Here is a 24267-nt window from a genome sequence, read left to right on the forward strand (position 1 = left end):
CCAGCAGCACCTCGACCGCCACCGGCAGCAACTCGGCCGACCGCGGCCAGGCGCCCGCCTCCCGCAGCGCCGCCAGCGCCGGCTCCAGCGTCGCCGCCGCCCGCGCGACCTCCCCCTCGGCCAGCAGCAGCGCCGCCGACCCGGCCGCCACCCGCAGCACCCCGGTCACCTGCGACTCCCGCTCCCCGTACGGGCCCGCCTCCGCGAAGTGGGCGTGCGCGGCCGCGAGTTGACCGCGCGCCGCCGACAGCCGGCCCAGCAGCAGGGCCTGCTCGATCCCGGCCATCGCGAGGTCCGGGAACTCCGCGCCCAGCGCCGCCAGCCGCTCCTCCAGCCCCTCCCAGCGCCCGGCCAGGCCGTCCAGCCGCACCAGCGCGATCCGGCTGTAGCACTCCAGGTACGGGATCGCCGCCCGACGGGCCAGCAGCCGGCTCTCCTCCAACAGCCGCGCCGCCCGCCGGTCGTGGCCCAGCTCGACGGAGATCTCACCCACGTTGTACAGCGCCCGGGTGGTCTGCCGGACGATCTCCGGGCTCTCCGAGCCGCGCGGCAGCGCCTCCAGCCGCTCCCACACCGACGGGTCGCCCTCGCGCGCCAGGAAGGTCAGCCGGGTGGCCCGCACCGCGGCCGCGACCTCCTCGTCCGGGTCCGCCGCCAGCGTCCGCTCCGCCCGCTCCAGCCACCCCCAGGCACGCTCGCCCGCGCCGTCGCGCTCGTTCATGGCCAGCGCCACCATCGCCCGGGCCGCCCGGTCCGGGCGCTGCTCCAACTCCTCCAGCGACTCCTCGATCCGGTCGAAACCCGCCCGGTTCCCGCCGTGCACGGCCATCAGGAACCCCAGCGACAGCCGGATCTCACCGCGGTCGGGCACCGGCAGCCGCGGGTCGGCGATGATCGTCGTCAGCGTCGCCGCACTGGCCACCGAGTCCACCCCGTCGGCCGCGATCCGCGCCAGCGCCAGCGCGGCCCGCCCGCGCCGGCGCGGATCGAGGTCCGGCTCGTCCAGCAGCCGGCGCAGCAGCGCGCCCGCGCTGCCGCTGTCCCCGAGCGCCACCGCCTGGTCCGCCGCCGCCTGCGCCACCTCCTGCCAGGCCGCCCGGTCGCCCAGCGCCAGCGTGTGGTGGGCGATCTGCACCAGCGGCCGCGGCTCCCGCGCGCCCAGCGCCGCCACCGCCCGCCGGTGCAGGGCCCCGCGCCGCGGCCCCGGCAGCCGCCGGTACGCCACCTGCTGCGCCAGCACGTGCCGGAACCCGTAACGCGCCAGCGGCCGCTCGCTGAGCACCGCCGCCCGCAGCGCCTCGGTCAGGCCGTCCGCCGCCGCCTGCGCCTCCAGGCCCGCCACGGCGGCCAGCAGCTCCTCCCCGGCCGCCACGCCGAGCACCGCGGCCGCCGAGGCGATCGCGGCCGCGTCCGGGGACAGCGCCGCCAGCCGCTCGGTGACGGCGTCGCGCAGACCGCGCGGCACCTCGGACTGCTCCAGGTCGGCGGCCAGGTCCGCGGCGTTGGTCAGCGCCCCGGCACCGCGCCGCTCGCCCAGCGTGATCAGGTCCTCCTCGGCCACCAGCGGCAGGCCCTCGCTGCGGTCGAACAGCACCCGGGTCAGCGCCGCCGTCGCCCGAGGGCCGAGCGCCGCCCGGGCCAGCTCGTCCACCTCGGCCTCGGCCAGCGGCGACAGCCGCACCAGCGCCCCGCCCACCCCGGCCGGGCGCCGGTAGGCCGCGCCCAGCACGGGGGTGTCCGGCGGCAGGTCCTCGGCCCGGTAGGTGAGCACCAGCGCCAGCCCCGCCGGCACGTCCCGGGCCAGCAGCAGGAGCAGCTCCCGGGTGGCGTCGTCCACCCAGTGCAGGTCCTCCACGACCAGCACCGTCTCGCCGAGCGCGCCCAGCAGCGCGCGCACCGCCTGCACCAGCAGCCGCAGCCCCGGCGGCCCCTCACCGGCCGCCGCGGGCAGCGGCGGCAGCCGGTCGGCCAGGTCGGGCAGCAGCGGGCGCAGCGCCCCGGCACTGGCCGGGATGCGGTCGGCCGGCGGCAGGAACGGGCCGACGCCGCGCAGCGCGTCCACCACCGGGCCGAAGGCCAGCGGCTCGCGCAGCGGGTGGCAGAAGCCCGTCAGCACCCGGCGGCCCGCGGCGGCGGCGCCCGCCGCCGCCTCCGCCACCAGGCGGGACTTGCCGATCCCGGCCTCGCCCTCGACCAGTACCACGGCGGGCGGGTGGAGCATCGCCTCGGTGAGGCGGTCCAGTTCGGGGCGGCGGCCGACGAACGCGAAACCGGCGCCGGGCGTTCCCGGCTCGACGGGCCGGGTCACGAGCGTCCGGCTGGTTCGGGTGCGCGGCGCTCGCCGAGGAGGGTTGCGAAGGCCATGGGCCCCATCATGCCGTGACGGCCGACGGCGGTGCCCGCCGGGGCACGCGCTGCGGGGCGGGGCCCGGGCGGGACCTGCGGCGGTGCCCCGGGCGGGACCTGAGGCGGTGCCTCGGGCGGGACCTGCGGCGGGACCTGCGGCGGGACCTGAGGCGGTGCCTCGGGCGGTGCCCGGGGCCCGGGGTCTCAGGCGGCGCCGGCGGGCACCGGCAGCGGGAGCGGCGGCACGTCCCGGCCGGGCAGTTCGAGCACCGTGCAGCCCAGCGCCTCCAGCCGGCGCACGGTGGCCCGGGCACTGCGGTCGTCCAGCGAGAAGACGAACGGCCCCGGCACCAGCACCACGTCCACCCAGCCCTGCCCCACCCGCTCCAGCAGCCGCTCCAGGGCGGGGAGCCGGTCACCGGAGCGCACCCCGTCGTCCAGGAACGCGGCCGGCAGCGGCAGGCCGTGCCGGCGGGCCAGGCGCTCCAGCACCGCGCGCTGGTACTCCAGCCCCGCCGCGTCGGCGGGGAAGCAGCGCAGGTACAGCGCGGGCCGGGCCGGTCGGCGGCGGGGCGGCGGCAGGGGGCGGTCGGTCATGTCGTTCACCTGACCTGTTCGGTGAGGAGTGCGACGGGGTGGGGGAGAACCCGTCCACTCCAGCAGGCCCCGGTGAACAGTGGGGGATCAATGGGGGTCGCCACCCAATCGTGCGGGCGCCGGGACGGCTGCGCCGGGGCCTCCGCCGGTCCCGTGGGCCCCGGCGGGCCCCTGGCATCACCCGTGTGCGCGGCCGTCCCGGGCGCCCCTCGCGGCACGCGGCGGCCGCCCCGGGCGTTGACGGCCTGTCAACCCATCGGCCTGAACGGCACGTTCGCGACGACGGAGGAACCGTAATGATCGACAGGCGCACCTTCACCACGGCCGTCGGCCTCGGCGCGGGCACCACCGCGCTGTCCCTGGCCGCCCTGCCCCAGGCCGCGGGGGCCGCACCGGCCGGAACCCCCGTACCGGCCGGGTCGGCCCCCGCCCCCGGTGTCCCCGCCGCCGTGGCCGGGGCCGGGGCCGTCGGTGCCGCCGCCCGGACCGGCTTCGCCCGCCTGGCCCGGGTCCGCGCCGGCCTCCTCGACGTCGGCTACGCCGAGGACGGCCCGGCCGACGGCCCCGCCGTCATCTGCCTGCACGGCTGGCCGTACGACATCCACAGCTACGTCGACGTCGCCCCGCTGCTCGCCGCCCGGGGCTACCGCGTGGTCGTCCCCTACCTGCGCGGCCACGGCAGCACCCGCTTCCTGTCCGGCCGCACGGTGCGCAACGCCCAGCAGTCCGCGGTCGCCCTGGACGTCCTCGCCCTGATGGACGCGCTGGGCATCCGGCGGGCGGTGCTGGCCGGCTTCGACTGGGGCTCGCGCACCGCCGACATCATCGCCGCGCTGTGGCCCGAACGGGTCAAGGCCCTCGTCTCGGTCAGCGGCTACCTCGTCACCGACGTCGAGATGCAGAAGGAGCCGCTGGCCCCCGCCGCCGAGCACACCTGGTGGTACCAGTTCTACTTCGCCACCGAGCGCGGCCGCGCGGCCATGGAGAACCGGGACAAGCGCCGCGAACTGTGCCGGCTGGTCTGGCAGCAGGTCTCGCCGACCTGGGCCTTCGATGACGCTATCTTCGAACGCACCGCCGCCGCCTTCGACAACCCCGACTACGCGGCGATCGTCATCCACAACTACCGCTGGCGCCTCGGCCTGGCCGACGGCGAACGCCGCTACGACCAGCTGGAGCGCCGGCTCGCGGCCCGCCCGAGGGTCGCCGTGCCGACCGTCACCCTCGACCCCGGCCGCGACCCGTTCACCGCTCCCGGCGACGGGTCCGCCTACCGTGACCTCTTCACCGGGCCCTACCTCCACCGCGCCCTGCCCGAGGTCGGCCACAACGTCCCCCAGGAGGCGCCCGAGGCCTTCGTCCGGGCCGTCCTGGACGCCGACCGCCTCTGACCGGGGGGCCGGCGGGCCCGGACGAGTCGTCTCGCGGCTTCGTGGGGGAGAAGCCGCGAGACGCCCGTCACCGGCCGCCCGTCACCACGGCCTCGTACCACCTGCAGATGCTCCACCGGGCCGGGCTGGTGAGCCGCACCCGGCGGTCCCGGCACGTGCTCTACCAGCGGCTCGGGGGAGCGGTGTAGGCGGCCGTACGTCCTTGATGCCACGTCAACGCGAGCTTGGTGAGGGGGTGTTCGGCGCGGGTGCTTTCCACTGGATTCACAACAGGTCTCTGGACGCAATCGGTTTGTCATGCAAACCTTGTGGGCGTGACGACACACTCCACCCCGTCCTCGAACGACCCCCGCGACCTCCTGGCGATGCGGCAGGCCCTGGCCCGCCGCATCCACCGCGAGCAGCGCGGCGCCTGGTTCGCCCTCCTCGTCTTCGCCGCCGTGCGCCTCGGCGCCGCCCCGGTCGTCCGCTACGGCCAGGGCGACCGCAACGGCGGGCTGCCGCCGGCCATGTGGTACTGGCCGGTGGCGCTACTGCTCGCCTACGCCGCGATCAGCTGGTTCTACGTACGGCGCTCCACCCGCCTCGGCCTCGGCACCAGGATCGGGCCGTACCTGGGGCTGGGCATCGCCCTGGTCGTGCTCATCACCGGCTACGTGGCGTGGCGGGCACTGGACCCGGACTCCTTCGCCGGTGTCCACGAGCCGTCGCCCCTCGCCCCGGTCCTCGACAACCCCGTGGTGAGCCCGGCCGGCACGATCGGCCTGGCCCTGCTGCTGCTCGCCCGGATCGAACGCAGCTGGCTGCTGCTGGCCGTCGCCTGCGGGTATCTTGCCTCCATGCTCAGCGTCGGCGACCTCCCCGACCCCTCCCCGTGGGGCGGCTTCCCGCACATCCTGCTGGAGAGCGGCGTGCTGCTGCTCGGCGGCCTCGGCCTCGTCCTGCTGCAGCGGGCCAAGGGGGCCAACGGACGGGCGGTGGCATGAGCGAGCACCCCACCAGCGGCCTCGACGACGTCGTGCACCAGAGGGTCCGCCTGGGCATCCTCGCGGTGACCAAGGAGGCCCGGCAGGTGGAGTTCACGTTCCTGCGCGGCACGCTCGGGCTCACCGCCGGGAACCTCTCCCAGCACCTCGCGGTCCTGGAGAAGGCCGGCCTGGTCACGATCGACAAGGGCTACGAGGGCAAACGGGCCCGCACCTGGATCCAGCTCACCAAGGCCGGAAAGAAGGCCCTCGGTGACGAGATCACGGCACTCAAGGCCCTCATCCACCAGCTCGAAGGCGCTGATGGAGGCATCGACCCCGGCCCCGCGGCCGCCCCCGCCCCGGGCTGACCCCGGCCCACTCCGGTCACCGTCGTCGCGCGCTCTCACTTCGCAGAGGAGCGCACCGTCGGGCGTGACTGCCCCCTGCTTCCGAACTTGCGTTGGAGCGCACTCCACATCCTAGATTCGGAAACATGCGCTACATCAAGCTCGGAACGACCGGGCTGGAAGTCTCCGCCATCACCCTCGGCTGCATGAGCTTCGGGGAGCCGGACCGGGGCGGCGAGCCCTGGTCGCTGGGCGTGGACGCCAGCCGGGACATCATCAAGCAGGCGCTCGAGAGCGGCGTCAACTTCCTTGATACGGCCAATGGGTACAGCGCCGGGAGCAGCGAGGAGATCGTCGGCCAGGCCGTCAAGGACTTCACCCGGCGCGAGGAGGTCGTTCTCGCCACGAAGGTCTGGATGCGGATGCGCCCCGGCCCCAACGGCGCCGGGCTGTCCCGCAAGGCGATCTTCGCCGAACTCGACGCCTCCCTGAAACGGCTGGGGACCGACTACATCGACCTGTACCAGATCCACCGCTGGGACTACGACACCCCGATCGAGGAAACCCTCGAGGCGCTGCACGACGCGGTCAAGTCCGGGAAGGTCCGCTACATCGGGGCCTCCTCCATGTACGCCTGGCAGTTCACCAAGGCCCTGTACCTGGCCGACCTGAACGGCTGGACCCGGTTCGTGTCGATGCAGGACCACTACAACCTCATCCACCGGGAAGCGGAGCGGGAGATGTTCCCGCTCTGCGCGGACCAGGGCATCGGCGTGATCCCGTGGAGTCCGCTGGCGCGGGGCAGGCTGACGCGGGTCCGGGACACCGTCACGGTGCGTGCCGAGACCGACGAGGGCGGCAGGATCCTCTACCGCGACGGGGACCAGGCCGTGGCCGAGCGCGTCCACGAGATCGCGGGCAGGCGGGGTCTGTCCCCGGCCCAGGTCGCCCTGGCCTGGGTCATGCGCAACCCGGTGGTGACCTCGCCCGTCGTCGGGGTCACCAAGCCGGCCCAACTGGCCGAGGCGGTCGCCGCGGTGGGCGTGGAACTGGACGAGGACGAGGTTGCCTACCTGGAGGAGCCCTACCAGCCGCACGAAGTCGCGTACCTGGAGGAGTCTTTTTACAAGTCGCGCCCTGCGGCCGGCTCCCGGTAGTCCGGGCTACCCCTTCCGTGCGCGGGAAGTCGGGCGGGCCGACTTCCCGCGCACGGAAAGGGTGGGGGCTGTCAGGCGTGGTGGTCGAACTCGCCGGCTTTGATGCCGTGGAGGAGTGCGGCGAGGGTGGTGGGGGTGGTGCGGAGGATGAGGTGGGCTTCGTCGGACTCACGGAGTTCGACCGCCCCGGCGACCGCGCGGACCTCCACGCAGTTCTCGGCATTGCCGCTGAAGGAGGATTTCTGCCAGTCGGAGTCGGTCATTTTGAGTCCTTCACAGGGTTCGTGCGATCTTGCGGATCAGATCGCGAGAATGGATCTCGCTTAGAGCGACCGATTCGATGCGGCCGAAGATGTGTCGGTAGCTGGTCAGCTCGCTGACGGCGTCGAGGTATTCGGTGCTGTGAGAAGACTCCCGTTCGACGGTGTCAAGCTCAGGGAGGGCGCCGAACGCGTAGGTGAGGATTTCGACAGCTCCAGGGAAAGTCTCGACGTCGAATGGCACCACACGGATGGTCATCCAGGGCAACTCGGAGTCATCGAGCAGCGAGGCAAGTTGCTCCTTGAGGATCTGAGTGCCACCGAACCGCGTCCATAGCACGGATTCGTAGATGAAGAAGGTCACCGGCTTCGGATCGCGGCGCAGGTCGGCCTTGCGTTGCATCCTGAACGCCGTACGGATCTCCAGTTCATGGCGGGGAAGTGGCGGGACTACGCGTCCGAACACGGAAGAGGCGTAGCTGAGGGTCTGGCAGATACCAGGCATGTGGGTGAGGACCCACAACATGAATCCGCGAGAGGTCTTCTCCAGCTCTGCGTTTTCCAGGATTCCATCCGGGACCGTACCTCGGTACTCCTCCCACCAGCCCTTGGAGCGATCCTGGATCACTGATTCCAGCGCATCGATCAAGGGTTCGTTCATGCACTTGCAGGCGGCGGCGAAGGAGCGAAGCCGCTCCGGACTCACGCCGACCTTGGCCGCCTCTATCTGGCTGACCTGAGTCCTGTCGATACCGAGGGCTCTGCTCAGGTTGGACGTTGACAGCCCGGCGGCCTCGCGCATCTTCCGAAGCTCGGTTCCGATACGGCGTTGACGAAGCGTCGGGTTGACTCGTGGCGGCATTGGTCCCTTCCTTGCCGGTGTGCCCCAAGTCTGCCGCGCTGCTGCGCACGGGGTCCACTTGAGGATGAATCTATCCGAACTTGGGATCACATGTGATTCCGATGGAGTATCGTCGTTCCCACATCGATCCGACGGATCGTCAGTAACGCCTGCTAGCAAGCACCGCAGAGCAGCCACGTCCTTCTCCACCGGCCTGGCTCACGGCGACACATGTTCCGCCGGTTCCCCCTCACTCACGCCTCGGGAGAACTCCCATGCGTCACCTCAACACGCCCACCCTCGCCATCGCGCGCCACACCCTCCACACCACGATGACCCGCGTCGGCTGGTCCCCGTCCGTCATCTCCGACGCGCAGCTCGCCCTCGTCGAGCTCCTCGTCAACGCCTGGCGCCACGCGGACACCCCCGCCCCGCTGGTCGAGATCGTCTCCGTCGACGGCTCCCTGCGGGTCTCCGTCACCGACGAGAGCCCGATCCTCCCCGCCACCCCGCCGCTGTCCCTGCTCGCCGAGTCCGGTCGCGGCCTGCAGCTCGTCGCCGGGCTCACCCACCGCTGGGGCGTCGACCCCCACGAGCGCGCCAAGTCCGTCTGGTTCGAGCTGGACGGTGCCGCCTGATGCCCCGCCGCCGCCCCCTCATGCTGCCGACCGACCCCCGGATCCGGCACTACACCGACGACCACATCCGCACCCTCCTCGCCGAAGTCCAGGAGCGCGGCCGCCGGTTCGGCCTCCTCTTCCCCTCCGCCACCACCGACAAGACCCTCGACGGCCGCGTCCTCGTCCGCTTCAACACGGCGCCGGCCTCGACCCTCCTCAACCTCCTCGTCCTGCTCCTCGACGCCGAACGCGAGATCCCGTGCGACTCCTGATCGGGACGGCCTTCGCCGTCCTCCTCGCCCTCGCCTTCGCGACCGTCGCCCTGGGCGTCGTCACCGCCCTGCGCACGACCCCGCCCGACGAGGACGCCTGACCCACCGCCCCCACCCCGCCGCCCCCCGCCGCCGTCCATGCGCGCCGGGGGCCGCGGCACTGCTTCCTTCACGCCCTTGACGCCCCTTCCCACGCGGGGCCAAGGTCGTGGAACCGCATGGAATCCACCCGGTACGAAAGGTGGGCCGACGAGGCCACCCTCAGGGCGTGCTCCGGCTGCCCGCCGACATGATCCAGTTCATTCCCCGGCCGGACAGTGAGGTCAACGACGGTGGCAACGGCGGTTCGTGAGCAGTTGGCCAAGGCGCGGCGCTCGGCGGCGCATCTGGAGATGCGCGACAGCTACATGCTGGATGACCCCGGGTTCATCGCCTGGCAGCAGGGCAAACGGCTCGATCCGGCGGACCGCGAGTCCTGGTGGCGGTCGTGGCTCGACGTGGTGGCCGAGGCGACGGGCCGCGGGGTCGCGATGCGTCGCCTGCGTGTCGTGTCCGAGCCGGTGACCGACTACATCCGGTACGAGTACGACGTGACGTTCTCGAACGTCGCGGCAGGGGAGGAGGTGCGGTGGCTGCCGCGTTCCCGCGCCGGTGACCTCCTCCTGCCCGGTCTGGACGGCTGGGTGATGGACGACGAGGTGGTGATCCTGCACCACTTCACCGGGAACGGGCAGTGGGCCGAGGCCGGCATGGAGGTCCGGACCGATCCGGAGCTGGCCAGGCGGTATCTGACGGCCTACGAGGCCGCCTGGGAGCGGGCGACGCCGTACGCAAAGTACCGTCCCGCCTGATCGACCACCGCCCGTGGCTGTCCCGGCGTCCTCAAGTGTCCAGCGTGCCCGCCAGGATCCCGCCGACCGGCTCGGCGGGATCCACCGGGATGCCGCGCGGGAAGTCGGACGGGCCGACTTCCCGCGCCGGCCGTGCGCGGCGGCGTTGCTCGGTGCGGGTGTCACTGCGGCTACCGAGGCCTCTTCTTCCTGTAGTCGAGGGACTTCCCCTCGTTCAGGCGCTGGATCAGGTCGTAGGCGGCGAGGGCGAGGGGCTTGAGCTCGGCCGTGGGGAGATCGGCCTTCATCCGGCGCAGTTCGGCGACCAGGGCGAGTTCCTCCTGGCCGCGCTTGCCCACCCGGTCGTCCACCGAGCCCAGTGCGCCGAGCGAGCCGTGGATGTGCTCCCAGTCGTCCTTGCGTTCGCCGACCTGGGCCTTCTCCGCCTCGTGCAGGTGCTTGTAGTTCCGCAGCAGGTCGTTGCCGACCGGTATGCCCTTGAGCCACTGGGCGCGGGTCAGCGGGATCTGCCTCTTCTCGCGGTGGCCGGCCTCCCCGTGCTCGACGGGCTGGGAGTACAGCGGGTCGTTCCCGTCCTGCGGGAGGCCCGCCGCCTTGAGGACGAACGCGACGAACCTGCCCGGGTCCTCGCGGAAGTACGACCGCAGCGGGCGGGGCAGCAGCGTGAAGTTGTGCGCGAAGGAGGTCCGGGACATCAGGCCGCCCGCGATCGACTTCGAGTTCCCGTTGACCTCCAGACCGGAGCCGTAGGACAGGTAGCTGCCGAGCAGGGCGACCAGGCCGGCCAGTTCGCTCGTCGACGCGCCCCCGGTGCTCTCCGGCGGGAGTTCCCGGGCCTGTTCCTCGGCCGCCGCGCGGATGGCGTTGGCCGTCCTGAGGGTGGCCGTGTGCAGGTCCCGGCCGGCCTCCTTGCGCCGCTCGTGGGCGGGCCGCCCGAAGAAGCCGGGCGTCCCCTCCGGCTGCTGGAGGTACTCCAGCAGCCTGGGCAGTTCGCCGAGCTTGAATCCGCCGGTCATCTGCGGCTCGTAGAGGAGCACGCCGCGCAGCGGGAAGATCATGATCCCCGGGTCCCCCCGGAAGCCCGGGACCCGGACGCTGTCGAGCGGGAAGGACTCCTCGCCGCTCCGGGCGTCCAGGGCGGCCGAGACCCGGGTGATCGTGGTCATCACCTCCTTGACCTCGTCCCGGGTGCTCAGCGGATCGGTCACCCATTCCAGGCCCGAGCCGCCCGTCGGGCTGACGTCCGAGGTGAGGCGGTAGTTCTTGCCGCCGCCGACGCTGCCCATCTTGGGGACCTCGCGGCCGGGGACGGGATCCTCCCGGATCAGCTTCCTCCTGAGCAGCGGGAGCACCACGTCGTCCATGAGCTTGTCGTGGTGAGCGGGCTCCTCCTGCCGCAGCCGTTCGAGCCGCGCCCGGCCCTCGTCGGTGAACAGGTACTGGTTGGGCTCGCCCCCGGGTACGGGGGCGAGCCATCTTTCCTTCAACTCCTGCGCGGGCACGTCCTGTTCGGTGGCGTCCAGGAGTTGGGGGTGGTACCGCCGTTCGGCGATCGTCGCCAGCACCTGGGTGCCGCGGGCGTCGTCGCGGTCCGCGATCTCGGCCAGGTGCCGCCGCTCGTCCTCCTCGGTCAGGCCCCCGCTGTGGTCGCGCATGCGCCACTGCGACTCGAACTCGAAGCCCACGCGGCGCTGGACCGCCGCACGGTGGACGCCGCCGCCGGGCTGCTCCTCGCCGTCCCCGGCGCGGTGCCGGACGTCGAGGCCGCGGGCGACCCGGGCGCCGACGTCGGCCGCCTCGCGTTCCCACCGGTCGTGGGGGTCGCTGAGACCGGAAGGGGCGCCGTGCTGGGTGGTGTGGTGGATCTCGTGCGCCATCGTCTCGACGTCGCGCAGGACGCTCGCGCTCTGGACGACGATGTCGCTGCCGACGGTGTACGCGGTGGCGCCGATGCTCGCGGCGGCCGGCCCGTCGACCGAGACCCTGACGTGGTCGAGCGGGGTGCCGAACGCCTCCTCCATGGTCGTGCGCAGGCCGTCCGGCAGTCGGCTGCCGCCGCGCCCGGCCGTCCTCGCGGCCTCCCGTACGGTGTCGGGTCCGACAGCGGGCGCGGCGCCGGGGCGGTCCTGGCCGGTGCCCGCCCGTTCGCGTTCGATCATCCGTGTGACGGCCGCGTTCCCGACCGTTCGTTGCAGGGCGCCCGGCGAGCCCGCACGCAGGGGCCTGCCGCGCCCGGTGGCCACGGCTGTCGAGTCGGCCGGGCGCGCGCCGGGACTTCGAACGGGGCTGCGCGGCTGGGCGTGTTCGTGCTCGGCGCCGGCGTGACGTGGGGACTCCGTGGTGTGCCGCATGGAGGATTCCGTTCGAACGAGGTCTCGTGCACCGCCTGGGAACGAGACCCTGCCGGACGAACCGCCGTGGGGGAAGGGCGAAACGGGCCGACCAGGGGCCGATTCCGGGTGCCCGGGCGGCACAATCGCGGCCCGCTCCGCCCCTGCCCGGCTCAGGCCCGGTGCACGCAGTACAGGGCGCCTCCGTAGGGCGCGATGTCGAAGCCGGGGGAGGAGACGGCGCCGGGGACCGCCTGCGGCGGGCTCCAGCCCGGGCTGCGGTCGAAGCGGGTCCACCAGAGCCTGCCGTTCCCGGAGTCCTGGCCCGCGTAGTAGACGCAGTACAGGTAGTCGTTGTAGTGGGCGAGGGCGGGCGCGTGTTTGGTGCGGACGGGGTTGCCGTTCCAGTCGACGAGCTGGTGGTCGTAGCTCCACGTCTGGGTCTTGCTGTCGTAGACGGTCCAGTACAGGTCGTCGCCGCCGCGGTCGTGCACGCAGTACAGGTGGTCCTTGAACGTGTCGACGGCGGCCCTCCGCACGGACCGGATGTCGCCCGGGTGCGCCTGGAGGACGCCCCAGGTCTTCGTTGCGGTGTCGTGGGTGATCCACAGCAGCAGGCCGTCGTGGACGTGCACGCAGTAGAGCAGGCCGTCGTAGACGGTGACCGCGGCCGGGTGCGTCGAGCGGACCTCGACCCCGCGGTGGTCCGTCACCGGCCGCTGCGGGGACCAACCGACCTCGGGGCCCTCGGTGTTGAAGCGGGTCCACCACAGGCGGCGGTCGTCGTGGGTGCGGTGGTGCACGCAGTACAGGTAGTCGTTGGCGTGCGTCACCGCGGGCGCGCCGTACGCGTGGGTGTGCTTGCCGTCGGTGCTGTTGGCGGGGCGGTCGACGTACCACTGCGCGTAGTCCTTGTCGTGGAAGTCGTACCACAGGACGGGCAGGTCGGGGGCGCCCGTGCGGAGGCTGTACAGCAGGCCCTTGTACGCCTCGGTGCCGGGGCCGGCGGGCGAGGAGGCGCCGCCGGGGACCGGCCGGTCCTGCGACCAGCCGCCGTTCTCGAGGACGATCCACCGCAGTTCCCGGTCGACGGTTCTCCTCATCTCGCGCTCACCCCCGGTGCGCGCAGTACAGCGGGCCCTCGTAGGCCGTGATGTCGGCCCCGGGGGAGGAGATGACGTAGGGGATGCGCTTCGGGGTGCTCCAGGGCCCGCCGACGTTGTACCGGGTCCACCAGAGCTGGCCGCCGGTGTCCTCGCCCACGTAGAAGACGCAGTACAGGTAGTCGTTGTACCGGGTGACGGCGGGGGCGTAGGAGGTGCGGATCGGTTTCCCGCTCCCGTCCACCATGGGCTGGTCGGTGCCCCATTCGCGGGTCTTGCTGTCGTAGGTGATGCAGTACAGGTCGTCGCCGCCGCGGTCGTGCACGCAGTACAGGTGGTCCTTGAAGCGGTCGACGGCGGGCGCCCGCGCCGTCTGGATGCCGCCGGGGACCGGCTGGTCGATGCTCCAGGCCTCCTTGGCGGTGTCGTAGGTGATCCACCGCAGGCTGCCGTTGTCGTCGTGCACGCAGTAGAGCAGGCCGTCGTAGACGGTGACGGCGGCCGGGTTCGTCGAGCGGACCTCGTCTCCCCGGTCGTCCTTCACCGGTTGCTGGGCGGACCAACCGGCCTCGGAGCCCTCGGTGTTGTAGCGGGTCCACCACAGTCGGGTGTCGCCCTGGGCGCGGTGGTGCACGCAGTAGAGGAAGTCGTTGGCGTGGGTCACCGCGGGTGCGCCGTAGCAGGGCAGGCGGTTCCCGGAGACGTCGACGACGGCCTGGTCACCGCGCCACTGTTCGGTGTCCTTGTCGCGGACGTCCCACCACAGTTCGGGGTTGCTCACGGTGTCCTGGTGGAGGCAGTACAGCAGGCCCTTGTACGCCTCGACGGCGGGTGCGAAGGGCGAGAAGGCGAGGGGGATCTCCAGGTCCTTCGACCAGTCCGTGTCGTAGGCGACCCATCGCAGTTCCTTGTTGACGGCGTTCACTCTCGTTCACCTCCGGTGGGCCGGCGCTCCGGTGGACGGGTGCCGTCCCGGCTCCGGCTCCGGCTTCGTGGATTCTTCGTGGGCCGACCTGCCCGGGGTTCCGGGCGGTCCGTCTCAGCCGCGGTGCACGCAGTACAGCGGGCCGTGGTAGGCCGTGATGTCGGCGCCGGGGGAGGAGACGACGTAGGGGATGCGCTGCGGCCTGCTCCAGGGCCCGCCGACGTCGTACCGCCGGGTCCACCAGAGCCCGCTGCCGAACTCGGATGCCTCGTCCGTGCAGTAGACGCAGTACAGGTAGTCGTTGTACCGGGCGACGGCGGGCGCGTACGGGGTGAGGACCGGTTTCCCGTCCTCGTCCACCATGAGCCGGTCGTCGCTCCACTGCTGGGTCTTGCTGTCGTAGGTGATCCAGTACAGTTCGTCGCCGCCGCGGTCGTGCACGCAGTGCAGGAGGTCCTTGAACCGGTCGACGGCCGGCGCCCGCGTGACCGGGACGTCGCCGGGGACGGGCTCGTCGGAGCTCCAGGCCTGCCGGGCGGTGTCGTGGGTGAGCCAGTGCAGGCGGCCGGTCTTCTCGTGCACGCAGTAGAGGAGGCCGTCGTAGACGGTGACGGCGGGGGAAACCGCCGTCCGGACGTCGCGTCCGTCGGGGTCCACCACCAGTTTCTGCTCGGACCATCTGGTCCCGGAGACCTCGGTGTTGTAGCGGGACCACCACAGGCCGGGGTCGGCGTTGGAGACGTGGTTCACGCAGTACAGGTAGTCGTTGGCGTGGGTCACCGCGGGTGCGCCGTACGTGCGCAGGCGTTTCCCGTTGGGGTCGTAGGCGCCCGCCTCGCCCCTCCACTGTCCGGTCTCCTTGTCGTAGATGTTCCACCAGAGGCCGGTGTTGTTGGCCGTGTCCTGGTGGAGGCAGTACAGCAGGCCCTTGTACGCCTCGATGGCGGGGGCGAAGGCCGAGTAGGCGGAGGGGACGTCGGCGTCCTTCGACCATTCGGTGTCGTAGGCGGCCCACCGCAGTTGCTTCAGGCTGGTGCTCATCCCGTCCTCACCTCCGCCGGTCCGGACCAGCAGGTACGGGAGGGGGCCGACGGATCGTCCCGGTCGTGCGCGAGCCGGCCGTTGAGGTAGGTGGCCAGGACGGTGCGGTCGTCCCCCATCATCGCGAGGGTGAACAGGAGGTCGTGGATGGTCTTGGTGTTGGAGGTGCGTGCGGCCAGCAGCGGGGTGGCGGTGGGGTCGAGGACGATGAAGTCGGCCTCGTGCCCCGGTTCCAGCGATCCGACGAGGTGGTCGAGGCGCATCGCCGCCGCCGAACCGGTGGTCGCCAGGTAGAACAGCTTGACCCCGTTCATCGGGAACCCGCGCAGGGCGCCGACCTTGTACGCCTCGCTCGCGGTCTGGAGCAGGGAGAGGCTGGTGCCGCCGCCGACGTCGGAGCCCAGTCCGACCAGCGCCCGCCGGCGCGGATTGGTCGCACGCTTCATGCGGAACAGGCCGGAGCCCAGGAAGAGGTTCGACGTCGGGCAGTGCGCGGTGCCGCTGCCGGTCCTGTACAGGCGTTTCCACTCGCGCTTGGACAGGTGCACGGCGTGCGCGAAGACCGCTCCGGGGCCGAGCAGGCCGTGCCGCTCGTAGACGTCGACGTAGTCCTTGCACTTCGGGAACAGCTGGTGGACCTTCTTCACCTCGTTCCTGTTCTCCGCCAGGTGGGTCTGCAGGAGCGTGCCGGGGTGGTCCCGCCAGAGCTTCGAGGCGGTGCGCAGCATCTCGGGCGTGCAGGCGACCGCGAACCGCGGGGTGACCGCGTAGATGCTGCGGCCGACCCCGTGCCACCGTTCGATCAGTTCCGCGGACTGCTCGTAGGCCACCTGGGGGGAGGCGTCCAGCAGGGCGGACGGCGCCTCGCGGTCCATCAGCACCTTGCCGGCCGCGAGCCGCATCCCGCGGCCGACGCTCTCCGCGAACAGCGCGTCGACCGACCGCGGGTAGGTGGCGCAGTTGACCATGGCCGTCGTCGTGCCGTTGCGCAGCAGTTCGTCACAGAACAGGGCGGCGACGGCCCGGGCGTAATCGGCGTCGGAAAAACGCTTCTCCTCCGGATAAATGTGGTGATCGAGCCAATCCAGCAGCTGTTTTCCATAGGCGGCGATAATCCGCGTCTGCACGTAATGGACGTGGCAGCTGACGAGCCCGGGCAGGATCAGCTTGTCGCGGTACTGCACGACCTTCACGTCGTCCGGGAGGTCGCGCACGAGGTCGCCGTAGGGACCGGCCGCGACGATCTTCCCGTTCTCGCAGACCAGCAGCCCGTCCTTCACGTGGACGAGCGCCTCCTCGTCGGAGGTCAGGAACGGGTCGTCACGGAACCAGACGAGGCCGCCCCGGACGGCCGTCAGATCCCCGGGCGGAGAAGCAGAGGTTCGCATGGGGGCTCACTCCCAAGGAGGTCGAGGCGGTCGCGAGGTGCGTCGGGGCCGCCGGACCCCCGGGGCTCCGCGCGGGGGGCACTGGGCCGGACGTGTACGGACCGATGGGTGGCGGGGCGACCGCGCTCCCAGTCTCGCGGGGGCCCACGGGCGCTGCGCGCCGGGCTCCACCGCTCGGGTGGTCTCCGGTGCGACCGGGATCGGCGGCCCGCCGACGACCGACGCGCCCGGCCTCGCCGCAACGGGTGAGCGTGGTCGCGGCTTCCGTTCGCGCACGTACACCTGCGGTGACCAGCAATGGAGCACTTCGGTCACGATCCATTCCGGAGAAGGCAATTCCAATGGCGTATCGGTAAGCCGTCGAACGTGATCTGCCTGGCCTATCGTGACCACCGGACATCACGTCCGGATTCAGGCGCCAATCGCGATAAACCGACCATGGAGGTCGCATGGACATCAAGCCCGGTATCTACAGCATCAAGTGCGTCGGATACCTCACCCAGGTCCTGACCGCGCCCACCTCGGGCGACAAGGTCGTCGGGCAGAAGGAGCGCGAGCTCGACAACCAGTACTGGAACGTGGAGGAGAACGGGGAGTACAACACCATCCGCAACGTCGGCACGGGCCGGTACCTGGCCGTCGACGGCGACAACGCCATCCTGAGCGACAACCCCGCGGACTGGGACGTGTCACTGGAGAACCAGGGCCGCTTCAAGGTCGCGGCGGTCGGCGACGGCAGGGCCCTGTACCTGACCGGCGGCAAGGACGGCGACGCGGTGAAGCTGGCCAACTACACCGGGGCCAAGCCCCAGCAGTGGTACTTCCAGAGCCGCGACGACGACTGAGAAGCGGTCCGGAGCGGCTTCCGGCGGGGCGTGGACCGTGGCAGGCCTGTTGCCCACGAAGTGGCGCAGCTCACTGCCGTCCGGCGGCGGGCGTGATCGACTCGCCCGATGCGCCAGCCCTCCACGCCCCGCCCACCGCTGACGGGCCGCCACCTCACGGCCGCCACCGCCGCCACCGCCGCCGTGCTGCTGGTCGCGGGCTGCGGCTCCGCGACGACCGCGGCCTCCGGCGGCGCTCCGGGCGGCGCGGGCGGCGCCTCCGGCAGCCCCGCCCCGTGCGGGACCGCGCTGCCCACCGCGCCCGGCGGCGCGCCGCAGCCGGCCGAGCTCGCCCAGGGCGGGGCGCGGATCACCGCCGTCGGCCCGACGTGCTTCGCGTACGAGGTCACCAACCCGCACGCCGAGCCGTACGACTACACCGTGGTGTTCGACGGGCCCGACCCGGACGGGGGAGCGGCGGTGTTCGGCAGTCCCGGGAGCGGGGGAGGCAACCTCACCCGCACCGTCACCGCGCTCGCCCCCGGCGCCACCGAGAAGGGGCGGATCGAGCTGGGCGGGCCCGGCGCCACCGGGTCGGGCTCCCGCCCCGGCGCGCCCACCCTGAACCGGCCCGGCATCCGCCCGCTCAAGCCGGAGCTCCTCAAGGTCCGCAGCGTGCCCACCGCCGAGGCCCCCGGCGCCGGCGGCCCCTGCCCGCCCTCGGGCCTGCGGCTGTACGCCGACGAGGGCAGCGCCGCGATGGGCCTGCGCGCGGTCGGCCTGCACCTGCGCAACTGCGGCACCGCCACCGTCGTCCTCGACGGCTACCCGCAGGTGCAGCCGCTCGACGTCGACCACCAGCCCCTCGACGGGGTGCGGATCCTGCGCGGCGGCGCCGAGATCGCCACCGGCACCGGCACCGGCGCCGACGACCCGCCGCAGACCTTCGACCTGCGCCCGGGGGAGGGCGCCCGCGCCGTCCTGGCCTGGCGCAACACCACCGAGGCCGGCACCCCGCAGAACGCCCCCTACGTGCGGGTGCGCGCCACGCCCGGCGCGGCCCCCGTGATGGTCGTCCCGGAACTCGACCTCGGCACCACCGGACGCCTCGGCGCCGGCGCCTGGACGCGGGAGGACACACGGACGCAGGACGGGTCGACCGCGCGCCCGTGACGGCCGCGGGGGAGTCCGCCCTTTCCGGCCCGCCCGCCGGCCGGCCGCGGCCCCGGGGAACGGGACCGGCGGTCCGGCGCGCTCCCCCGTGGCGTGCCGGACCGCCGGCGCGGGAACGGAATCAGTGTTCCGCTGCGCGGTGTCCCTCGTGGAGGATGTCAGGAGAAGGCCCCCGCCGTGTTGGCACCGAGTCGACAGTTCTTGGCACTGCGTGCACAGGTGGGGCCTTCCCGCCCGTTCCTGCGCGCCGGGTGCTCGCGGTGCGGGGTTCGCGCGCCCTCAGCCCCGCCGGTACGAGGAGCGCAGCCGGTGCTCGCGGGGGGAGAGGCCGTACGCGGCCTTGAAGGCGCGGCTGAACTCGGCGGCGCGGGGCAGGCCGCAGCGGGCGGCGACGGCGTGGACGGGCAGGTCGCGCAGCGCGGGGTCGGCCAGCTCGCGGTGGGCGCGCTCCAGCCGGCGGCGGCGGACGAAGGCGGCGACGGTCTCGCCGCCGGACTCCCGGCCGAACAGGCGGTGCAGGTAGCTGACGGAGATGTGGTGGGCGGCCGCGATCACGGCGGGCGTCAGCTCCGGGTCGTGCAGGTTGCGCGCCACGAAGGCCCGGACGTTCTCCACCAGGGCCCGCCGGCGGGTGTCGTCGGGCACGGCGGCCTCGGCGTCCAGCTCCCGGGCGAGCCAGGCGGCCACCAGGTCGACCACGACGCCGCCCAGGCGCGGGGTCTCGACCGGGCCCAGGACGGCGGCCTGCCGGTCGAGGCCGACGAGGAAGTCCGCCAGCAGCGCGCAGCTGCCCTCCCGGGAGGAGAAGCCGCGGCCCAGCAGCTCCTGCACCCGGTGCGGCGGCAGCGGCAGCAGGTCGGTGGGGAAGTCGACGCCGACGGCTTCGATCCGGCGCTCCGCCGGGGCCTGGCCGGCGCGGGTGCCGAAGGCCCGCAGGTCGAACGGGTGGGAGCTGTCGAGCATGTGGAGGTTGCCGGGGACGAAGGTCTCGGTGGGCCCGGTGTCGCGGCTCAGGGCGAAGCCTCCGTCGAGCAGCAGGGTCAGGTGGAACACCCCGAGGTCCGAGCGGCGCACCCGCCGCGCGGTGCGCTGGAAGCGGGTCGGCGGGAAGGAGGTCCGCAGGAGGGTCACCGGCCCGAGCTCCAGGCGCCGCATCTCCGCCCGGAAGTCGTCGCGGTGGTCGCTGGTCACCTCGCTGTCCCGGGTGCGGCCGACCAGCTCCCGCCAGCAGTCGAACCGTTCCTTCACGGGTACGCCGTCGCTGCGGAACACGCTCTCCGTGCTCGTGGCCACTGTCCGCCCTTTCCTTCCGGGGTCCGTCCCCTTCCCGCCCGGTCGGGCTCCCCTCCCCACCCGGCGTCACCGGCACCTTGCGTTCGGTGACACCGCAACCTACAAGGTCGGGGCGGGCGGCCTCCGCCCGGGGCCCCGGGCGGAGGCCCGGGGCGGAGGCCCGGGGCGGGCTCGGGCCGGTCCGGGGGCGGCGGGCCCGGGAGCGGCTCGGGGCGGTACCGGGGCCGGTCCGGGGGCGGCGGCGTCAGTTCCCGCCGGCCCGGTCCGCGTTAGGGGCGCCGAGGGCGAGGGTGAAGCAGAACCGGTCGCCGCGGTAGAGGGTGCGCACCTGCTCCAGCGGACGCCCCGCGCCGTCCAGACTGCGGCGGTGCAGCAGCAGCATCGGCAGCGCCGGCGGGGTGCCGACCAGCAGCGCCTCGCGCGGGGTGGCCAGCACCGTCTCGATCCGCTCGTCGGCGGCGCCGATGCCCACCCCCTGCTCGCGCAGGTACCCGTAGAAGGACCCCTCGGGGTCGAAGTCCCGATCCAGCGCGGGCACCCGGGCGACCGGCACGTACGTGGACTCCAGCCCCACGCGCTCCTCGTCCGCGCGCAGCACCCGCTCCAGGTGCCACAGCGGCTCGCCCTCGGGGACCTCCAGGAGCCGGGCCATCGCCGCGTCGGCGGGCAGCCGGTCCAGGGCGATCAGGGTGCGCCCGGGGCGCAGGCCCTGGCGCGAGACGCCCTCGGTGTAGCTGCTCAGGGACAGCGGCTGCTCGATCTTCGGACCGGCCACCACCGTGCCCCGGCCCTGCCGGCGCAGCCGGCCCTCCAGCAGCAGATCGCGCAGCGCCTGGCGCACGGTGGCCCGGGCGACGCCGTGGCGCTGCGCCAGATCGGCCTCGGTGGGCAGCCGCCCGCCCGCGCCCAGCTCGGCGATCAGCTCCTCCAGGCGGGCCTTGACCAGGTAGTACTTGGGCACCCGGCCGTGCTCGGGGACACCGGCGCGGGCGGGCTCGGGGACGGTCCGGGGGGTGGGGTGGCTCACCGCCCAAGCCTATCGACCGCCCCGCGGGCCCCGCGGGCGCCCGTACGGCCCACAGGGTCGATGATCACGGAAGAGTAACGGGTCTGGACCGAATTTTCGGCGGTTGTTCATACAACCGTGGACTCGCCGAGGCGCCGCCCTCGCCCGCCCGACCCATCCTCACTCCCGGTGCCACCGCACCGCACTGACGATCCGTTGGGAGTCCTCCGTTGCGCACCTCCCGCCCCACCTCCCGCTCCGCCCGCACCGCCGCCCTGGCCGCCGTCACGGTCGCCACCACCGTCGCCGCGCTGATCCCGCTGTCCGCCACGGCCTCCTCCGCCACCGCCGCCACCACGGCCGGCGCCGCGGCGGACGGCCCGTACCGGGGCCTGCCGAACGGCACCAAGCGCGCCAAGACCCTGGTCATCGGCGTCGACGGCACCCGCTACGACAAGCTGCTCACCGCCGACGCCCCCACCCTCAAGGCCCTGATGGCCGGCGGCATGACCGCCACCAGCAACCTCTACGCCAACCCGCTCGCCCCCACCCTCTCCGGCCCCGGCTGGTCGACCATCGCCACCGGCGTGTGGCCCGACAAGCACCAGGTCAAGGACAACGCCTTCACCGGCTCCCGCTTCGACCTCTACCCCGACTTCGCCACCCGCCTGGAGAACGCTGACCCCGCCACCTCCACCCTGGTGATCGGCTCCTGGAACCCCATCGCCGGCAACGTCTTCAACGGCCGCGCCGACCTGCGCCTCCAGGAGGGCGAGAACGACACCAAGACCGCCGCCGACGCCGTCGACTTCCTCTCCCACGGCAACCCCGACACCACCTTCCTCCACTTCGACCAGGTCGACGAGGCCGGCCACAACCACGGCGGCACCAGCCCCGAGTACGCGGCCGCCCTCCACAGCGCCGACACCCTCGTCGGCCAGGTCCTCCAGGCCGTCAAGTCCCGCCCCGCGTACGCCTCCGAGGACTGGCTGGTCATCGTCACCACCGACCACGGCCACACCGACGCCGGCGGCCACGGCGGCAACAGCGCCAACGAGCGCCAGACCTTCCTGATCGCCGACGGCGCCGGCTACACCCCCGGCTCGCACCGCTACGACGTCAAGCCCGTCGACATCGCCCCCACCGTCCTCAAGCACGAGGGCGCCCCCGTCGACCCCGCCTGGAAGCTCGACGGCCGCCCCATCGACGAGATCGTCCCCGACGCCTTCGACGCGCTGCGCCCGAGCCTGCAGGCCCGCGCCGACGAGAGCGGCATCCCGGCCGGCGTCAAGGGCTGGACCCACACCCCGCCGGCCGGCTGGAGCATCGACAACTCCCGCATGCCCTCCGGCGGCGTCACCGAGTGGCGCGGCTGGACCTTCGCCACCGACGAGTTCTGGACCGCCGCCCAGCTCGCCCAGTCCCGCGAGACCAACGTGCGCGCCCGCAACGTGTTCGCCGTCGCCGACTCCGACGAGTGGGACGACAAGGCGCACGGCGCCGGCCAGTTCGACTCCACCCTGGTCGGCCCGGCCTACCCGGTGGCCGGCGCGAGCCGCGGCGTGCTGTCCTTCGCGACCGACTACAAGGTCGACGGGCCGCAGACCGGCGACGTCTACGTGGTCTTCGACAACGGCGCCCCGCAGCTGGTGAAGTCCTACCGCAGCGACCTCAACACCGTCGAGAACCTCCCCGTCACCGTCCCCGCCGGCGCCACCACCGCCCGCTTCCAGTTCCGCTACACCGGCACCAACAGCGCCTTCTGGACCGTCGACCAGGTCGCCTTCACCGCCTCCTGACCCGCGCGGCACGGATCCGACGGTGGCCCGCCCGCGGGTTCGGGCGGGCCACCCCTTGCATTACCCAGCGCACGCAACTATTGTTCCTGCATGTAAGGCGCGCATGCACCAATCGCTCGGTGGGTGCGCAACCCCCGGCGGGCCCCCTCCCCCCAGGCGCCCGCCCGCTCCGCAAAGGCACTGACATGTCCCTCAAGAACATCCTCCCCGGCAAGCTCGGCTTCGGCACCGCCCCCCTGGGCAACATGTTCCGCGCGATCCCCGACACGGAGGCCGCCGCCACCGTCGAGGCCGCCTGGGAGCAGGGCGTGCGCTACTTCGACACCGCCCCGTTCTACGGCGCGGGCCTGTCCGAGACCCGCCTGGGCGAGGTGCTGTCCGCCAAGCCGCGCGACGAGTACGTGCTGTCCACCAAGGTCGGCCGCGTCATCCTCGACGAGCTGGAGGAGGGCGACCGCGACCTCGGCGAGAAGGGCGGCCTCTTCGAGCACGGCAACCCCAACAAGATGCTCCACGAGTGGACCGCCGAGGCCACCGAGCGCTCCATCGAGGACAGCCTCAAGCGCCTGGGCACCGACCGCCTGGACATCGTCTGGGTCCACGACATCGCCCAGGACTTCCACGGCGACCAGTGGCTCGCCAAGTTCGAGGAGGCCCGCACCGGCGCCTTCCGTGTCCTGTCCCGCCTGCGCGGCGAGGGCGTCATCAAGGCCTGGGGCCTGGGCGTCAACAAGACCGAGCCGATCGAGCTCACCCTCGCCCTCGACGAGCCGCGGCCCGACGGCTTCCTGCTCGCCGGCCGCTACACCCTCCTCGACCACGACCACGCCCTCCAGCGCCTGCTGCCCATGGCCCAGGAGCAGGGCGTCGACATGGTCGTCGGCGGCCCCTACAGCTCCGGCGTCCTGGCCGGCGGCGCCCACTTCGAGTACCAGGCCGCCCCGCAGCACATCCTGGACAAGGTCTCCCGCCTCAAGGCCCTGACCGCCAAGCACGGCGTCTCCATCAAGGCCGCCGCCCTGCAGTTCTCCCTCGCCCACCCGGTGGCCGCCGCCGCCGTCCCCGGCGCCACCAGGCCCAGCCGCATCGCCGAGGACGTCGCCGCCCTGAACGAGAGCGTCCCCGCCGCGTTCTGGCAGGAGCTGCGCGCCGCCGGCCTCGTCAGCCCGGCCGCCCCGCTGCCCGCCGGCGCCTGACCGCCCGTACCGCCCCCGTACACCACCCCCACCGCAGTACACAGGAGAAACGACCATGGCCTCCACCTCCGTCAGCCGCATCGTCCCCGCCACCCCCGAGAAGGTCTGGGCCCTCGTCGGCGGCTTCGACGCCCTGCCCGACTGGCTGCCCTACATCCCCGAGAGCGTCGCCTCCGAGGGCGGCCGCGTCCGCAGCCTGAAGAACCCCGAGGGCGAGGTCATCGTCGAGCGCCTCGTCGACTTCAACGAGACCGAGCGGCACTACAGCTACGCCATCCTCCAGGCCCCCTTCCCGGTCGACGGCTACGTCTCCACCATCCGCGTCCACGCCGTCCCCGGCCGCCCCGACGCCGCCGAGGTCCAGTGGTCCGGCCGCTTCAACCCGAAGGGCGCCACCGAGCAGCAGGTCGTCGACCTGTTCACCGGCATCTACGCCGACGGCCTCGACGCCCTGAACGCGACCCTCGCCGGCTGAGCGAGGCCCCCGCACGCCGGCGCCGCGGCGGTGCGGACACCCCGGGGATCGGGTGTCCGCACCG

At 72.9% G+C, this 24267-nt stretch carries 24 protein-coding genes; 13 read left to right on the forward strand and 11 right to left on the reverse strand.

Features of this window, described 5'->3' with window-relative positions; genetic code table 11:
* Together AB0E96_RS19140 and AB0E96_RS19145 are read right to left on the reverse strand one after the other, a co-directional pair.
* Nucleotides 1–2308, reverse strand: a 2308-nt coding sequence (locus AB0E96_RS19140) for an AAA family ATPase (RefSeq protein WP_359824955.1), incomplete at its 3' end; no start/stop codon positions are given.
* Nucleotides 2309–2550: 242 nt separating this feature from the next.
* Complete coding sequence (locus AB0E96_RS19145; protein WP_359824958.1) at nucleotides 2551–2943, reverse strand: recombinase family protein; 393 nt, start codon at nucleotides 2941–2943, stop codon at nucleotides 2551–2553.
* Nucleotides 2944–3239: 296 nt separating this feature from the next.
* On the opposite strand from AB0E96_RS19145, the gene AB0E96_RS19150 reads away from it, so the two are divergent.
* The 5 genes from AB0E96_RS19150 to AB0E96_RS19170 all read left to right on the forward strand — a co-directional run bounded on the left by AB0E96_RS19150 (nucleotide 3240) and on the right by AB0E96_RS19170 (nucleotide 6806).
* A complete protein-coding gene (locus AB0E96_RS19150; protein ID WP_359824961.1) occupies nucleotides 3240–4334 on the forward strand; it encodes an alpha/beta hydrolase in 1095 nt (364 codons plus the stop codon).
* Nucleotides 4335–4375: 41 nt separating this feature from the next.
* Nucleotides 4376–4522: a hypothetical protein gene (locus tag AB0E96_RS19155; RefSeq protein ID WP_359824963.1), complete on the forward strand. Its 147-nt coding sequence runs from the start codon at nucleotides 4376–4378 to the stop codon at nucleotides 4520–4522.
* A 126-nt stretch (nucleotides 4523–4648) separates the two neighbouring features.
* The gene (locus tag AB0E96_RS19160) at nucleotides 4649–5320 is read left to right on the forward strand and encodes a hypothetical protein (RefSeq protein WP_359824965.1); all 672 of its coding nucleotides are present in this window, start codon (nucleotides 4649–4651) and stop codon (nucleotides 5318–5320) included.
* The gene (locus AB0E96_RS19165; RefSeq protein WP_359824967.1) at nucleotides 5317–5670 is read left to right on the forward strand and encodes a transcriptional regulator; all 354 of its coding nucleotides are present in this window, start codon (nucleotides 5317–5319) and stop codon (nucleotides 5668–5670) included. The genes AB0E96_RS19160 and AB0E96_RS19165 overlap by 4 nt, the downstream gene beginning before the upstream one ends.
* A 125-nt stretch (nucleotides 5671–5795) precedes the next feature.
* Nucleotides 5796–6806 (forward strand): aldo/keto reductase, encoded by a 1011-nt coding sequence (locus AB0E96_RS19170; RefSeq protein ID WP_359824970.1) that lies wholly within the window; start codon nucleotides 5796–5798, stop codon nucleotides 6804–6806.
* A 71-nt stretch (nucleotides 6807–6877) separates the two neighbouring features.
* On the opposite strand, the gene AB0E96_RS19175 is transcribed toward AB0E96_RS19170, so the two are convergent.
* Both AB0E96_RS19175 and AB0E96_RS19180 read right to left on the reverse strand, forming a co-directional pair.
* Nucleotides 6878–7069, reverse strand: coding sequence for a DUF397 domain-containing protein (locus AB0E96_RS19175; RefSeq protein ID WP_359824972.1), 192 nt, complete (start codon nucleotides 7067–7069; stop codon nucleotides 6878–6880).
* A 10-nt stretch (nucleotides 7070–7079) separates the two neighbouring features.
* A complete protein-coding gene (locus tag AB0E96_RS19180; protein ID WP_359824975.1) occupies nucleotides 7080–7928 on the reverse strand; it encodes a helix-turn-helix transcriptional regulator in 849 nt (282 codons plus the stop codon).
* 254 nt (nucleotides 7929–8182) lie between these two features.
* On the opposite strand from AB0E96_RS19180, the gene AB0E96_RS19185 reads away from it, so the two are divergent.
* From AB0E96_RS19185 to AB0E96_RS19195, 3 genes are all read left to right on the forward strand, one after another.
* On the forward strand, nucleotides 8183–8545 hold the full coding sequence (locus tag AB0E96_RS19185; protein WP_359824978.1) for an ATP-binding protein: 363 nt from the start codon (nucleotides 8183–8185) through the stop codon (nucleotides 8543–8545).
* A complete protein-coding gene (locus AB0E96_RS19190) occupies nucleotides 8545–8799 on the forward strand; it encodes a hypothetical protein (protein ID WP_359824980.1) in 255 nt (84 codons plus the stop codon). Before AB0E96_RS19185 ends, AB0E96_RS19190 begins: the two co-directional genes overlap by 1 nt.
* 332 nt (nucleotides 8800–9131) lie before the next feature.
* A complete protein-coding gene (locus tag AB0E96_RS19195) occupies nucleotides 9132–9650 on the forward strand; it encodes a DUF6879 family protein (protein ID WP_359824983.1) in 519 nt (172 codons plus the stop codon).
* A gap of 170 nt (nucleotides 9651–9820) precedes the next feature.
* Here the strand turns inward: AB0E96_RS19195 and AB0E96_RS19200 are convergent, their stop codons facing one another.
* The 5 genes from AB0E96_RS19200 to guaD form a co-directional block, all read right to left on the reverse strand.
* Nucleotides 9821–11809, reverse strand: a complete 1989-nt coding sequence (locus tag AB0E96_RS19200) for a DUF4157 domain-containing protein (RefSeq protein WP_359824985.1) — start codon at nucleotides 11807–11809, stop codon at nucleotides 9821–9823.
* Nucleotides 11810–12153: 344 nt separating this feature from the next.
* Nucleotides 12154–13083 (reverse strand): hypothetical protein, encoded by a 930-nt coding sequence (locus AB0E96_RS19205; RefSeq protein WP_359824987.1) that lies wholly within the window; start codon nucleotides 13081–13083, stop codon nucleotides 12154–12156.
* A gap of 7 nt (nucleotides 13084–13090) precedes the next feature.
* Nucleotides 13091–14008, reverse strand: coding sequence for a hypothetical protein (locus AB0E96_RS19210; protein ID WP_359824989.1), 918 nt, complete (start codon nucleotides 14006–14008; stop codon nucleotides 13091–13093).
* Nucleotides 14009–14122: 114 nt separating this feature from the next.
* Nucleotides 14123–15049, reverse strand: coding sequence for a hypothetical protein (locus tag AB0E96_RS19215; RefSeq protein WP_359824992.1), 927 nt, complete (start codon nucleotides 15047–15049; stop codon nucleotides 14123–14125).
* Nucleotides 15046–16437 (reverse strand): guanine deaminase, encoded by a 1392-nt coding sequence (guaD, locus tag AB0E96_RS19220; RefSeq protein WP_359824994.1) that lies wholly within the window; start codon nucleotides 16435–16437, stop codon nucleotides 15046–15048. Before guaD ends, AB0E96_RS19215 begins: the two co-directional genes overlap by 4 nt.
* Before the next feature lie 449 nt (nucleotides 16438–16886).
* Between guaD and AB0E96_RS19225 the strand changes: the two genes are divergently transcribed.
* Nucleotides 16887–17282 carry an RICIN domain-containing protein gene (locus AB0E96_RS19225; RefSeq protein WP_359824996.1) on the forward strand — a complete coding sequence of 132 codons (396 nt, stop codon included), beginning with the start codon at nucleotides 16887–16889 and terminating at the stop codon, nucleotides 17280–17282.
* Nucleotides 17283–17390: 108 nt separating this feature from the next.
* Nucleotides 17391–18434, forward strand: coding sequence for a DUF4232 domain-containing protein (locus AB0E96_RS19230; RefSeq protein ID WP_359824998.1), 1044 nt, complete (start codon nucleotides 17391–17393; stop codon nucleotides 18432–18434).
* Nucleotides 18435–18713: 279 nt separating this feature from the next.
* Here AB0E96_RS19230 and AB0E96_RS19235 read toward each other — a convergent pair whose 3' ends face one another.
* Nucleotides 18714–19727: a helix-turn-helix domain-containing protein gene (locus tag AB0E96_RS19235; protein WP_359825001.1), complete on the reverse strand. Its 1014-nt coding sequence runs from the start codon at nucleotides 19725–19727 to the stop codon at nucleotides 18714–18716.
* 244 nt (nucleotides 19728–19971) lie between these two features.
* A complete protein-coding gene (locus AB0E96_RS19240) occupies nucleotides 19972–20754 on the reverse strand; it encodes a GntR family transcriptional regulator (protein ID WP_359825004.1) in 783 nt (260 codons plus the stop codon).
* Nucleotides 20755–20963: 209 nt separating this feature from the next.
* On the opposite strand from AB0E96_RS19240, the gene AB0E96_RS19245 reads away from it, so the two are divergent.
* From AB0E96_RS19245 to AB0E96_RS19255, 3 genes are all read left to right on the forward strand, one after another.
* Nucleotides 20964–22532, forward strand: a complete 1569-nt coding sequence (locus AB0E96_RS19245) for an alkaline phosphatase family protein (protein WP_359825007.1) — start codon at nucleotides 20964–20966, stop codon at nucleotides 22530–22532.
* 185 nt (nucleotides 22533–22717) lie between these two features.
* Nucleotides 22718–23728: an aldo/keto reductase gene (locus AB0E96_RS19250; protein ID WP_359825009.1), complete on the forward strand. Its 1011-nt coding sequence runs from the start codon at nucleotides 22718–22720 to the stop codon at nucleotides 23726–23728.
* Between the two features lie 55 nt (nucleotides 23729–23783).
* Nucleotides 23784–24203, forward strand: coding sequence for an SRPBCC family protein (locus AB0E96_RS19255; protein ID WP_359825011.1), 420 nt, complete (start codon nucleotides 23784–23786; stop codon nucleotides 24201–24203).
* Nucleotides 24204–24267: the final 64 nt, after the last annotated feature.

The organism is Kitasatospora sp. NPDC036755 (assembly GCF_040636595.1).
Classification (GTDB): domain Bacteria; phylum Actinomycetota; class Actinomycetes; order Streptomycetales; family Streptomycetaceae; genus Kitasatospora.